This is a genomic window from Methylotenera sp. (assembly GCF_029946165.1).
GTDB lineage: Bacteria > Pseudomonadota > Gammaproteobacteria > Burkholderiales > Methylophilaceae > Methylotenera.
Genome location: NZ_JAQSDZ010000001.1, coordinates 64444 through 78294, shown reverse-complemented (window position 1 = coordinate 78294; position 13851 = coordinate 64444). Strand labels below are relative to the sequence as shown.

At 41.5% G+C, this 13851-nt stretch carries 12 protein-coding genes; all 12 read left to right on the top strand.

The annotated features are described in order from the left end of the window. Positions 1 to 1113, top strand: a complete 1113-nt coding sequence (gene asd / locus PSV17_RS00365) for an aspartate-semialdehyde dehydrogenase (RefSeq protein WP_300478379.1) — start codon at positions 1 to 3, stop codon at positions 1111 to 1113. Positions 1114 to 1263: 150 nt separating this feature from the next. After that, entirely contained in the window at positions 1264 to 4173 is a 2910-nt protein-coding gene (locus tag PSV17_RS00360) for a FimV/HubP family polar landmark protein (protein WP_300478377.1), read from the top strand. Between the two features lie 222 nt (positions 4174 to 4395). Next, a complete protein-coding gene (locus PSV17_RS00355) occupies positions 4396 to 4878 on the top strand; it encodes a hypothetical protein (protein WP_366910262.1) in 483 nt (160 codons plus the stop codon). Between the two features lie 13 nt (positions 4879 to 4891). Then, positions 4892 to 5710: a tRNA pseudouridine(38-40) synthase TruA gene (gene truA / locus PSV17_RS00350; RefSeq protein WP_300478373.1), complete on the top strand. Its 819-nt coding sequence runs from the start codon at positions 4892 to 4894 to the stop codon at positions 5708 to 5710. A gap of 49 nt (positions 5711 to 5759) precedes the next feature. Then, complete coding sequence (locus PSV17_RS00345; RefSeq protein WP_300478371.1) at positions 5760 to 6377, top strand: phosphoribosylanthranilate isomerase; 618 nt, start codon at positions 5760 to 5762, stop codon at positions 6375 to 6377. A gap of 67 nt (positions 6378 to 6444) precedes the next feature. Continuing rightward, positions 6445 to 7647 (top strand): tryptophan synthase subunit beta, encoded by a 1203-nt coding sequence (trpB, locus tag PSV17_RS00340; RefSeq protein ID WP_300478369.1) that lies wholly within the window; start codon positions 6445 to 6447, stop codon positions 7645 to 7647. 19 nt (positions 7648 to 7666) lie between these two features. Then, positions 7667 to 8470 (top strand): tryptophan synthase subunit alpha, encoded by an 804-nt coding sequence (trpA, locus tag PSV17_RS00335; RefSeq protein ID WP_300478367.1) that lies wholly within the window; start codon positions 7667 to 7669, stop codon positions 8468 to 8470. A gap of 72 nt (positions 8471 to 8542) precedes the next feature. After that, on the top strand, positions 8543 to 9406 hold the full coding sequence (gene accD / locus PSV17_RS00330; RefSeq protein ID WP_300478365.1) for an acetyl-CoA carboxylase, carboxyltransferase subunit beta: 864 nt from the start codon (positions 8543 to 8545) through the stop codon (positions 9404 to 9406). A gap of 68 nt (positions 9407 to 9474) precedes the next feature. Beyond that, the gene (gene folC / locus PSV17_RS00325) at positions 9475 to 10776 is read left to right on the top strand and encodes a bifunctional tetrahydrofolate synthase/dihydrofolate synthase (RefSeq protein WP_300478364.1); all 1302 of its coding nucleotides are present in this window, start codon (positions 9475 to 9477) and stop codon (positions 10774 to 10776) included. Between the two features lie 78 nt (positions 10777 to 10854). Beyond that, a complete protein-coding gene (locus tag PSV17_RS00320; protein WP_300478362.1) occupies positions 10855 to 11586 on the top strand; it encodes an SPOR domain-containing protein in 732 nt (243 codons plus the stop codon). A gap of 43 nt (positions 11587 to 11629) precedes the next feature. Next, positions 11630 to 12121 carry a CvpA family protein gene (locus tag PSV17_RS00315; protein ID WP_300478360.1) on the top strand — a complete coding sequence of 164 codons (492 nt, stop codon included), beginning with the start codon at positions 11630 to 11632 and terminating at the stop codon, positions 12119 to 12121. A gap of 135 nt (positions 12122 to 12256) precedes the next feature. Continuing rightward, positions 12257 to 13813, top strand: coding sequence for an amidophosphoribosyltransferase (gene purF, locus PSV17_RS00310; RefSeq protein WP_300478358.1), 1557 nt, complete (start codon positions 12257 to 12259; stop codon positions 13811 to 13813). Positions 13814 to 13851 lie beyond the last annotated feature (38 nt).

The following is a 13851-nucleotide window of genomic DNA, read 5'->3' as shown; positions in this document are numbered from 1 at the left end:
ATGCTTAAAGTTGGATTTATAGGTTGGCGCGGTATGGTTGGTTCAGTCCTCATGCAGCGCATGATGGAAGAAAATGATTTCGCGTTAATCGAACCGCAGTTTTTCACCACGTCACAAGTTGGTGGAAATGCGCCGAATGTCGGTAAAGATTCTGCACCATTAAAAGATGCGATGAGTATTGCTGATTTAAAAGCGATGGATGCGATTGTGTCATGCCAAGGTGGTGATTACACCAGTGAGATATTTCCTAAACTTCGTGCAGAAGGCTGGACAGGCCACTGGGTCGATGCGGCTTCTACTTTACGTATGGAAAAAGATGCGGTAATTATCCTTGATCCAGTGAATATGCATGTGATTCAAGATGCTTATTCGCAAGGCAACAAAAACTGGGTAGGCGGTAATTGCACCGTGTCATTGATGTTGATGGCATTGAATGGATTGTTTAAAGCAGATTTAGTGCAATGGGCGACTTCAATGACTTACCAAGCGGCTTCTGGCGCCGGCGCGCAAAATATGCGTGAGTTGCTCAAACAAATGGGTGAAGCGCATTTTGCGGCGAGTGAGTTGCTTGCTGATCCAGCCTCAGCAATTCTAGATATTGATCGCACTGTAGCTGGTACTTTGCGTGATGATAAATTTCCAACTGCAAATTTTGGTGTGCCACTCGCTGGTAGCTTGATACCTTGGATCGATAAAGACTTAGGTAATGGTCAAAGTAAAGAGGAATGGAAAGGCGGCGTTGAAACAAATAAGATTTTAGGTCGCGAAGCTAATCCTATTGTTATTGATGGACTGTGTGTGCGCATTGGCGCGATGCGTTGCCATAGCCAAGCGCTGACAATCAAGCTTACAAAAAACGTGCCTTTAGATGAAATCAACCAAATGTTAGCAGAGGCTAATCAATGGGCAAAAGTGATTCCGAATGAGCGTGAAGTGAGTATGCGTGAACTTACGCCCGCCGCAGTAACAGGCACATTGAACACGCCAGTGGGTCGTTTACGCAAATTAAGTATGGGTGATGAGTATTTATCTGCTTTTACCGTAGGTGACCAATTGCTTTGGGGTGCAGCTGAGCCGTTGCGTCGTATGTTGCGGATTTTAATAGAGAAATAATTTGAATGAATTGAATGTTGTTCTGAAACTTAGGGAGCTCTAACTATAAGCATATATAGCCTCTGAATATAATGTGCATTATCAGCTTGCATAGCTAACTATTTGATGTTATTTTAATATTTAGGTATAAAGATTGATCAAGGGCTCAATGTGCGTAAATCTAAAATAAAGCAAATTTCTCTGGCTGTGTGTTTAGCACTATTGCCGTTATCTAGCTACGCTGCAGGGCTGGGTAAGCTAAACGTGAGTTCTGGGATAGGTGAACCCCTTAAAGCTGAAATTGAGCTTTTGTCAGTAACACCAGAAGAGCTTTCTACTCTTGCGGCTTCAATTGCTTCAGAAGATGCATATGCGCAACAAGGTTTACCTCGCCTAGGTATCCATAACAATATTAAAGTGGATATTGCAAAGAGTGCTGATGGTTCCCCAATTCTAAAAATACGTTCAAGTCAGCCAGTCAGTGATCCATATCTCGATATGTTGATTCAAGTTGACTGGGCTACAGGGCGTTTGCAGCGTGAATATACTGTTTTATTAGATCCTCCAGGGTACAAGCCTGAAAGTTCTGCGTCAGCTCCAGTAACGCTGCCATCGGCTGGTGGTGCAAGTTCGCAATCTACAAGTTCAGCTGAAGCTACTCAGCCTACCACACAAAAATCAAAAAAACAAAAAAGACCAGCACCACCTGCTGTTCAGCAAGAGTCAGCTTCAGATTCAGTTGTTAAGAATGAGCAAGAATTAACTATCAAACGTGGTGATACGCTTAGTTCAGTTGCAAAAGAAGTTCAGGTCGAAGGCGTTAGCCTTGATCAGATGCTTGTTGGTTTGTATGAGAACAATAAAGAGGCGTTTGTTAAAGGCAACATGAACCGCCTTAAGGTTGGTCAAATTATCAAAGTGCCATCCAAAGAGGCGCTTACCAGTATAGATAGTCAGCAAGCAAAAAAAATAATCAAGTTACACTCAGTTAATTGGAATACTTATCGCAATGCCTTAGCAGGTAATGTAGAAGCGTCTTCAGCTATTGCTGAAGCTGAACAAAAACAGTCTGTCTCTGGAAAAATTGCAACGGCGGAAGATAAAGCTGCGCCAGTATCCTCTGAGCCTAAAGATGTTGTTAAACTCTCAGCTGTTGATAAAAATAATGCAGAAAGTTTTAAAAATGATGCTAAATCTGCTCAGGCAAAAATTATTGCGTTGCAAGAGGAAACTACTGCCCGTGAGAACGCTTTAAAAGAAGCTAATGATAAAACTGTCGCGTTGGAAAAACAAATTGCGGACTTACAAAAACTGATTGCAATGAAAAACCAGTCAATGGCAGACATTCAAAATAGTCTGGAGGCAACAACTAAAGCTCCAGAATCAGTTGATGCGTCAACGGAAAATGCTAAACCTGAGGTTGCTATTGTAGAAGATGCAAAACCAGAGGTTAAAAAACCAGTGGTGAGTTTACCAGCTATCGCACCTGTAACAGAAGAGCTAAGCTTCTTTGCTGGCCTGATTAATTCAGTAGATTTGGCGTTATTAGGTGTGGCTGGAGGGTTGGCTGTTCTTCTGGGTGGGGGCTGGGTATTTCTCCGCAACAAGCGTAGAAAAGATTTAGATAGCTTTGAACGTGGGATTTTAACTTCTGGTGGATTACGGGCTAATACTGTATTTGGCAATACTACTGGTAATGCAAGTATGTCAGACACTTCTTTCTTAACCGATTTTGCTCAAAGTGCTGATGGCAGCATGATAGATACTCATGATGTTGACCCTATTGCCGAGGCGGAAGTTTACATGGCTTATGGTCGTGATGCACAGGCCGAAGAAATATTGAAGGATGCGATATCTAAAGAGCCTAAACGCTATGAGTTACATCTTAAATTATTAGAAATGTACGGTGCACGTAAGGATACCTCAGCATTTGAGACAATAGCCGGCGAGCTCTATACAACCCTAGGTGCAGATGATCCAACTTGGGCTAAAGTAGCTGCGATTGGGATCGAGATGGAACCAAATAATCCACTCTATAATGTTAGTAAGCCCGTTGCTGTAAATACTTTAGTTGTAGAGAATCTTGCGGCCACTGATTTTTCAAATATTGAAATTAAAGAAGACGCAGACTTAGATTTCTCATTCAACGATGATGTGGTTGCTAACGATCTAGTTGACGCAGACGAAGCAAGCTCGGCAGTAATGCAAAGTTTTACTGAAGCACAAAACATAGATTCCGATATTTCATTCGATCTTGGTACTTTAGATGACTCATTACAAGATAATACGCCAGAAGATGGTGCTGAAGAAGTCACACGTTCGATGAGTTCTGTTGTAGAAGAAGATATCCCTGAAGCTTCTAATAAAGACGCTGAATCAAATTTGATGGATTTTGATTTAGGAGACTTTGTCAAAGAATCAGCGCCTACAATAGAAGAAGAGTCGGTGAGTGAAACTCTAGTACCTGAAATGACTGATAATAGTTTAGAGTTTAATGTCCCTAAAATATCAAATTTAAATGAGAGCGTTAACTTAGCTGAAAGTAGCGATTTGATTGATAGCCATGAAGATTCATCAACAGATTTTGCTATGAACTTTAATCTTCCCTCTGAAGCAGATGAGTTACCTCAGGAGAATTCAGCGGTATCAGACTCGATCGAAGAGATTTCTTTTGACTTTGACTCTATTGCCTCTGCAGATGCTGATGCTGATTCAGAAGAGTTACAAGCTTCAGAAATAACCTTTGATTTTTCCAGCATCAATGATCCGGTTCCAACTACAGAAGAAGTGGAAGCAAAGTCCGATGAATTTGAAGCGAACATGTTTGATTTATCTGAAATTGATTTGAGTTTAGCGGATGCTGAATCCGAAGTGTTTGAAAATCCAATATCTAACAATGCTCCATTTGCGGCTGAAGAAATGCCTGAATCACCAGATATTAATATTAAACTAGATCTGGTGGCGGCATATATTGATATGGATGATAAAGAGGGTGCGCGCGAGCTTTTAGAAGAAGTGCTAAAAGAAGGTGGTACTCAGCAGCAATTACGTGCACAAGAGTTGTTGAATAGCTTGGGATAAGAAGAATGTGATTAAAAAGCCGAGCGCATTGCTCGGCTTTTTAATTTAAACACTCGATTGATACTGAAAACAATGCATCCATTCGTTAAAATCTCATTATTCGTTTTTACTTTAATGCTCATGAGCTATCTGAGCAATGTCTATATTTCACTCATGTGCCTGATTCTGTTCGTGTATGCGACCTATATAGCGGGAAATGGTTTTTTACGTGTGGTTAAGCGTATGAAATGGTTATTTATTTCTATATTTATCATCTATGCATATGGAACGCCAGGTGAATATATATCGCATATACCATCCAGTGTGGCGCCCACTATCGAAGGATGCATCTTGGGGATTATTCAAATCGTTAAACTAATTATTGCACTGGCTACTCTTAGTATTTTGTTTGCTACTAGTTCAAAAGAGCAGTTAATGATTGGTTTACATCTAATGCTATTGCCACTCAACTTGTTAGGTTTGAATACCAATAAATTTACTGCTAGGTTATTGCTCACATTGGGTTATGTTGAGGAGTTAGCTGCAAATTTGAAGTTCAAATTTAGATTTGATCAATTAGATAATATGCTTTCAACAACAGAGCTAATCAATCATAGTAGAGTAGTCACGTTACATAACTTAGCCTTTAAATGGACAGATATAGGGGTTCTAATCTTACTGTTTACTAGTACAGCAGCTCTATTTTATTTTAAGGTGCCATTTTGATTGAGGCGTGGATTTGAGAGTTGCGCTCGGTTTAGCCTATGATGGCGCTAATTTCTGTGGTTGGCAAAGTCAGCCTAATGGCGGTGGCGTTCAAGATGCGCTTGAGTTGGCTATATCAAATATCGCACAGCATCAAATTAGAGTTCATGCAGCTGGACGCACAGATACAGGGGTACATGCGCGTTGTCAGGTTGTTCATTTTGATACGACGAGTATGCGCCCAATCACTGCTTGGGTGCGTGGCGTCAATGCATTTTTGCCTGACACTGTTCGAGTAGAGTGGGCGCATGAAGTTGACGATGGTTTTCATGCGCGCTTTTCAGCGTTTTCCCGCAGTTATCAATATTTGCTTTATAACGCGCCAGTGGCACCCGCCTTAATGGCAACTAAGGCCGGTTGGTTTCATTTACCACTTAATGGTGCGGCGATAGCAGAGGCCGCAAACTATTTAATCGGTGAACATGATTTTAGCGGATTTAGAGCTTCGGAGTGCCAAGCAAAAACAGCAACTAGGCATATGATTAAGTCTGACGTGAAAATAGCAGGTAAGTACTTTATATTTGAATTTACTGCTAATGCGTTTTTACAGCACCAAGTGCGCAATATGATAGGTGCGTTGGTTTATATAGGCAAAGGCGCTTATCCACCAATCTATATGAAAGAGTTGTTGCAAAAACGTGATAGAACCCTCTCTCCGCCTACTTTCTCTCCCAATGGTTTATACTTAACTGGAGTAGGATACGACGCAAAGTGGGGGCTACCTATTAATCTAACTGACAGTCAGCAAGACATACAAAGCGATAGTCAAAGTCACATTCAAGTCCTCATTTAAGCGTTACAATAACGCTTTCGGCTTTTTGCTAAATCTGTGAAAGATCTTCTTGAGAGTTAGAGTCAAAATATGTGGTATCACGCGAGTTGAAGATGCCTTAAGTGCCGTCGAACAGGGTGCGGATGCGATTGGCTTGGTCTTTTATGATAAGAGCCCGAGAAATGTTAGCATCAATCAAGCGGCGGAAATTATTAAGCATATTCCCGCATTTGTGAGTGTGGTTGGTTTATTTGTGAATGCTGAACCTAGCTTCATTAATGAAGTCATAGCCAAGGCTAAGATAGACCTTTTGCAGTTTCATGGTGACGAAAGTCCAGCAGAATGCGCCAGCTATTCCTTACCTTTTATCAAAGCAATTCGCGTTAAGTCGGACACAAATTTGGTACAATATGCAAAAGAATATTCAGCCGCAAAAGCCTTATTGCTAGATGCCTATGCTGAGGGTGTAGCTGGCGGAACAGGCAATGTATTTGACTGGAATTTAATTCCAAAGCAATTGGCAAAGCCAGTGATACTTGCTGGCGGTTTAAAAGCAGATAATGTGGCTCAAGCAATACAGCAAGTAATGCCTTATGCTGTGGATGTGAGTGGTGGAGTTGAGGTCTCAAAAGGCGTGAAGGATGCAGCGAAAATCGTAGCATTTATGCAGCAAGTTTATAGCAAATAAAAACATATATTGGCAATTTTAATTGACTTAGAAATATTGCCCAAAAATTGAATGTGGAGAACTAGAAATGCAGCTTTATGATATGCCAGATGCACGTGGGCACTTTGGACAATTTGGCGGTACCTTTGTTGCTGAAACTTTAGTTGAAGCGCTAGAAGAATTACGTGTGATGTATGAAAAATACAGGCACGATCCAGTATTTTTAGCTGAGTATGCCTATGATTTAAAACACTTTGTTGGTCGCCCAAGCCCTATTTATCACGCAAAACGTTTGTCTGATAAAGTCGGTGGTGCGCAGATTTATCTTAAACGTGAAGATCTTAACCATACTGGCGCTCACAAAATCAACAATACTATCGGCCAAGCTTTATTGGCTAAACGTATGGGTAAGCCACGCGTGATTGCAGAGACAGGCGCTGGTCAACATGGCGTGGCGACAGCAACTATTGCAGCACGTTTAGGGCTTGAGTGCGTTGTTTACATGGGTTCTGAGGACGTTAAGCGTCAAGCACCAAACGTATTTAGAATGAAATTGTTAGGTGCAACGGTTGTGCCAGTGGAAAGTGGTTCTAAAACACTTAAAGATGCGCTTAATGAAGCGATGCGCGACTGGGTGACTAACGTGCATAATACTTTTTATATTATCGGCACAGTGGCTGGTCCACATCCATATCCAATGATGGTGCGCGATTTTCAAGCAGTGATTGGTATTGAAGCTAAAGAGCAAATGATTGAAATGGTTGGTCGTCAGCCTGATGCCGTGGTGGCGTGTGTAGGTGGCGGTTCTAATGCGATGGGTATTTTCTACCCGTATATTGATGTGCCAAATGTGCGTTTAATCGGTGTAGAAGCCGCAGGTTTGGGCATGGAAACGGGCAAACATGCGGCGCCATTAACTGCAAACAGCCCAGTTGGCGTACTACATGGTAACCGTACTTATTTAATGCAAGACGCTGATGGCAACATCATTGAAACGCACTCGGTATCTGCTGGTTTAGATTATCCAGGTGTGGGTCCAGAGCATGCTTGGTTGAAAGACATTAAACGTGCGGAATATGTTGCGATTACAGATGATGAAGCCATGGCTGCATTTCATAATCTTTGCCGTACCGAAGGCATAATTCCGGCATTAGAATCTAGCCATGCGTTGGCTTATGCGGAAAAGCTGGCTAAAACTATGAGTAAAGATCAAATTATTTTGGTCAATTTATCAGGTCGTGGCGATAAAGATATTAATACCGTTGCCAAGCTAGCTAACATCACTCTTTAATTTATAAAAAATATAACTCATGTCACGTATTCAAACAGTTTTTACAGCGCTTAAACAACAGGGCAAAACAGCTTTAATCCCATACATCACAGCGGGTGATCCACATCCTAAGCATACTGTGAATTTGATGCACACTTTGGTTAAACATGGTGCCGATATGATTGAGTTAGGCGTACCGTTTTCTGACCCAATGGCAGATGGCCCTGTGATTCAACGTGCCAGCGAGCGTGCTTTACTGCATAAAGTGGGTTTAACTGCTGTGCTTGCTATGGTCAAAACCTTTCGTGAAACCAATCAAACAACGCCAATTATACTCATGGGTTACGCAAATCCTATTGAAGCCATTGGCGCTGCAGCCTTTGCAGACCGCGCCAAAGCAGCTGATGTAGATGGTGTGATTACTGTAGATTATCCGCCAGAAGAATGTGGTGATTTTGTTCAGCAATTACGTTCTAGGGATATTGACCCAGTGTTCTTGTTGTCACCAACCACTGATCAGAAGCGTGTGGATTTAATTGTTAATCAAGCCAGTGGTTTTGTATACTACGTGTCATTAAAAGGCGTAACAGGCGCTGCGAATTTGGATATTAATGAAGTTTCACAACGAGTGGCTTCAATTCGTACGCAAACTAATTTACCAGTAGGCGTGGGTTTTGGTATTCGTGATGCGGCAACAGCAAAAGCTACGGCTGCAATCGCCGATGCTGTTGTGGTTGGTAGCCGTATGGTGCAAACCATTGAAGCTTCAAATGATGAGAATTTGTTAAGCAACGTGGCTACGTTGATGGACGAACTTAAAGCCGCAGTAGACGCGGCAAAGTAACTGGTTTTTAATAATTAGCAATAAAATACTAAACGATAAAATCGTAAAAAGAGTTACCAAGGGGATAGTGTTATGGGTTGGTTAAATCAATTACCACAAAAAATTAAACGTGTTGTTGGCGGCGATAAAAAAACTGTTCCAGAAGGTTTGTGGAGTAAGTGTCCTGCCTGCCAAACAGTTTTGTACATGAAAGATCTGGCTGATAACGCTGAAGTTTGCCCTAAATGTTCTTATCATAATCGTATTGGCGCTCGCGCAAGATTGGCGCAATTGCTCGACGCGGATGGTCAATTTGAAATCGGTGCGAATGTTGTCGCTGTTGATACGCTAAAATTTAAAGACAGCAAAAGTTATGCTGAGCGCATCAGAGAGTCACAAAAATCTGTGGGTGAAAAAGATGCCTTGATTGTGATGCAAGGCAGCATCAAAACAGTGCCAGTGGTCGTTGCTGCATTTGAATTCAAATTCATGGGCGGCTCTATGGGTTCAGTTGTAGGTGAGCGTTTTGCACGCGGTGTGCAGACGGCGATTGATAATAAAATGGCATTCATTTGCATTTCTGCAAGTGGCGGCGCACGTATGCAAGAGGGTTTACTCTCATTGATGCAGATGGCTAAAACTAGCGCGGCACTTACGCAGTTAAGTAAAGCTGGTTTGCCATTTATCTCTGTGTTAACTGACCCAACCATGGGCGGTGTATCAGCAAGTTTTGCCATGTTAGGCGATATTATTGTGGCAGAACCACAAGCTTTGATCGGCTTTGCTGGCCCGCGCGTGATTGAACAAACCGTGCGTGAAACCTTACCGCATGGCTTTCAGCGTGCAGAGTTCTTGTTAGAACATGGCGCTATTGATTTAATTATAGATAGACGTGAAATGCGTAATCGATTGGCAAGTATTTTGGCTAACTTGATGCGCTTACCTGTTGCGGCATAATTATTTGCGCATAGCTTTTCCTCAATTGATTCAATGCCCATGGCTAATTTTGGCTAATGGCTCATCACATGCATCATTCTAAGTCGACAAGAAACTTAGCCGAGTGGCTAAGTTATATTGAAAGTTTGCACCCTAAATCTATTGCAATGGGTTTGGATAGGGTTAAGCAGATGATTGATCGTCTGAAGTTACATCCTAAATTTACCATTATTACGGTGGCTGGTACCAATGGCAAGGGCTCTACATGCGCAATGTTAGAGCAAATTTATACCAATGCGGGCTATCAAGTAGGCTGTTATACCTCCCCGCATTTGCTACGTTATAACGAACGCGTGCGTATTAACAAACAAGAGGCAAATGATGAAGCGATTTGTGCAGCTTTTGCTGCGGTAGATGCTGCTAGGGCGGATACTGCCAGTTTGGATGCAAATGGTGACGCCATTGCACTCACCTATTTTGAAGTTGGCACGCTAGCGGCCGTGTGGCATTTTATGCAGACTGGTGTAGATGTAGCGATTCTAGAAATAGGTTTAGGTGGCAGATTAGATGCCGTGAATGCCTTCGAGCCTGACTGTTCTATCGTGACTAGTGTTGACTTAGACCATCAAGAGTATTTAGGCGATACACGTGAGAGCATTGGTTTTGAGAAAGCTGGTATTTATCGTACTTCTGTAACAGCAATATGTGGTGACACTAACCCACCATTGAGCTTAGTTACCTTTGCACATGAAGTTAAAGCCAATTTAAAGCTTGTACAACATGATTTTAATTTTACTGTCGACGGAGTCGATAGTTGGCGTTACTCCGCTGGAGAGGTAGACTTTCAATTACCTAGACCTGCTTTGAAAGGCGCTTATCAGTTAAATAATGCGGCATGCGCTGTTTCTGCTGTTGAATCACTACAATCGAGCTTACCTGTGAGCTCCGACCAAATAGCAAGCGCAATGCTGCAGGTGAGTTTAGCTGGACGTTTCCAAACTGTATCAACCTCACCAGAAGTTATTTTAGATGTGGCACACAATCCACATGCGGCGCGCGCCTTGGCCGAAAATCTTAATGTAAGCAGAGCGTCTCAAGGTCAAACAGTCGCAGTATTTGCAATGCTGGCAGATAAAGACATGCAAGGCGTGGTGCACGCCGTGAAAGATGAAATTGACCTATGGTATATCGCAGGAATTGACAATGTTAGAGGGGCATCAGTTGAAGAGTTGCTTGCAATAGTTTCTGAAGTTGACCCTAATGCAAGGATTAAAACATTTCAAAACGCTAATATTGCTTACGAACAAGCCTGTATTGATGTCAGCGAAAATGATAAAATAGTCGTATTCGGTTCTTTTTATACAGTTGCGAGTGTGATGCAAAAGTTATAACTCAAGCTTTAAACGAAGCTGTAAAATTTAATCCCTCGGAAAACTAATCTTTTAGAATTAATCTTTAAGGAAGCGGTAATGGCAACTGAGTCACCTATTGATCTAGAACTAGCCTTAAAGAAACGCGCTCGCCGCCGCTTAGTAGGCGCTATCGCTCTTGTGCTTTTTATGGTGATTGTATTACCTATGGTGTTGCAAGATCGTGCAGTTTTAACGCCACAAGAGACTATTAAAATTACAATGCCCGACGATGTTAGTCAGCAAGAGGCAAAGAGTGAGACGAATACAGCACTTGTAGATGCGCAATCTGAAATTACAACTGAAAACGAATCTGCCCCTTCTGAGTCAGTAAAATCAGAGACATTGGCAGCTAATGAGATGGATGCTAAAGAAATTAGTGATGCAAAAATAACTATCGTTGATGAGAAAAAAACTGAAGAAAAAATGCCAGTGAAAAAAGCTGAAATTATTATTTCAGATACTAAAAAACCTGACGTTAAATCAAGCGAACCAAAAGTAACAGAAGTTAAAAAGCCTGAGGTTAAGACCCAGGAATTAAAAACAGCCGCAACAAATGGGGAAAGCTTTACCATCCAAGTGGGTGTTTACTCAGATTTAGCCAACGTAAAACAGTTGCAAGCAAGATTAAAGCAGGTTGGGCTTGATTCTCACACCGAGAACATTACGACACCAAAAGGTGAAAAAATACGCTTAAGAGCAGGGCGCTTTAACTCACGTCAAGAGGCTGCTCAAGCGCTTACGAAGTTACAAGCTGCAGATTTAACAGGAATGGTCATTACTAATAATTAATGAGACATATTTTTTTATTGCGATTGATTGATTTGAAAAATACATGACAAGCTTTGATTATTTAGCGCTTGCCATCATTGGGTTTTCCATCATATTAAGTGTGATGCGAGGTTTTATAAGAGAAGCATTAGCATTCTTAGGCTGGATAGCGGCGTTTGTGACAGCCAAGACCTATACTAATCAGATTTTGCCGATGATGCCAGAAAGTATACCAACTGAATCGATACGTATATTCGCTGCATTTTTAATATTATTTTTCGCGACCTTGCTAGTTGCTAGTTTGTTAGCCATTGCACTTTCATCGCTTTTTAAAAAAATGGGGCTTGGTTGGCTTAACCGCCTATTAGGAGTATTTTTTGGATTGGCACGCGGTGTAGTCATTGTATGTATTATTGTATTTTTAGCGGGGCTTACTGAGTTACCCAATGATGAACGCTGGCGAAATGCTATGTTTAGTGCGCCACTAGAAGCATTGGTTATTAGTATGTTGCCATGGGTGCCGATTAGCATTGCTAAGCATGTTAAATACGATTAAATTAGCAAAAGCTAGTCAATGGCTTAGAAGTTAACGACTTAGAAATTAAAGACTTAGACTTGAATAATTGTATCAAGGTCTGCATCTTACAAATATGAATTTTTTAATTAGAATTAATCACTTAAGGCTTTCTTCATGTGCGGAATCATAGGCATTGTAGGTAAAAATCCAGTTAATCAATTATTGTATGATGGTTTGTTGGTGTTGCAACATCGCGGTCAGGATGCAGCAGGCATTGTAACGACGGATGGCAATACGTTCTTCATGCATAAAAACAATGGCTTAGTAAAAGATGTGTTTCAAACACGTCATATGCGCAGCTTGATTGGTAATGTGGGTATCGCCCATGTTCGTTATCCAACTGCAGGCTCTTCTAGCGCAGCAGAGGCTCAACCGTTTTATGTGAATTCTCCGTTCGGTATTGTGCTTGGGCATAATGGTAATTTAACCAATTCACAACAACTAAAATCGGAAATGTTCCGTCAAGATTTACGCCATATCAATACTAATTCAGATTCTGAAGTGTTATTGAATGTGTTGGCGCATGAAATTGAAAAAACCTCGCGTAATGCGGTGCTCAATACTGATATGGCTTTTGACGCGGTATCTGGCGTACATAAACGTTGTAAAGGCGCTTATGCAGTAGTGGCGATGATTGCTAATTTTGGTTTATTAGCATTCCGTGATCCAAACGGTATTCGTCCTTTGGTCATTGGTAAGCTTGAAACTGCTCAAGGTGCTGAATATATTGTGGCTTCAGAAAGCGTTGCACTAGATGTGCTCGGCTTCAAATTGGTGCGCGATGTAGAACCTGGCGAAGCAGTTTTTATTGATATGGATGGTAATTTCTTCTCACGTCAATGTGCCGAAAATGCCAAACTCAATCCTTGTATTTTTGAGTATGTCTATCTTGCGCGTCCTGATTCAGTGATTGACGGCGTATCGGTTTACCAAACACGTTTAGATATGGGCAAAAGTCTTGCTGAAAAAATCAAACGTGAATGGTCTGATAAGAAAATTGATGTAGTGATTCCAATTCCAGATACCAGTCGCCCAAGTGCATTGCAGGTAGGGATTGCATTAGGCTTAGACTATCGCGAAGGTTTCATTAAAAACCGTTACATTGGCCGTACTTTTATTATGCCAGGTCAAGCTTTACGTAAAAAATCTGTGCGTCAAAAATTGAATCCAATAGGCATTGAGTTTAAAGGCAAAAACGTCTTATTAGTTGATGACTCAATCGTCCGTGGTACTACCTCACAACAAATCGTGCAAATGGCGCGTGATGCAGGTGCAAATAAAGTATATTTTGCATCAGCTGCGCCACCAGTCAGGTTTCCAAATGTGTATGGTATTGATATGCCTAGCCGAGATGAGTTGTTGGCTACAGGTCGAACTGATGAGCAAATCTGTCAAGAAATTGGTGCAGATGCCTTGATTTATCAAGATTTAGATGCGCTGGTAGAGGGGGTTAAGTTAAATAACCCGCATATTAAAAACTTTGATTGCTCATGTTTTGACGGTAAGTATGTTACAGGCGACATCAACGAAGCTTATTTGAATAATATTGAATCCGCCCGTGGCGACATGAATAAGAAGCAGAAGCCAGCAAATTCAAGCACACAAATGGATTTGAATCTGATTGATAGTTTCGATAATGAGTCTGTTGAAGAGGCTACAGAAGTAAGTTAGATTTAAATGCAAATGGGTCTTGACCAGAAAGCTTCACA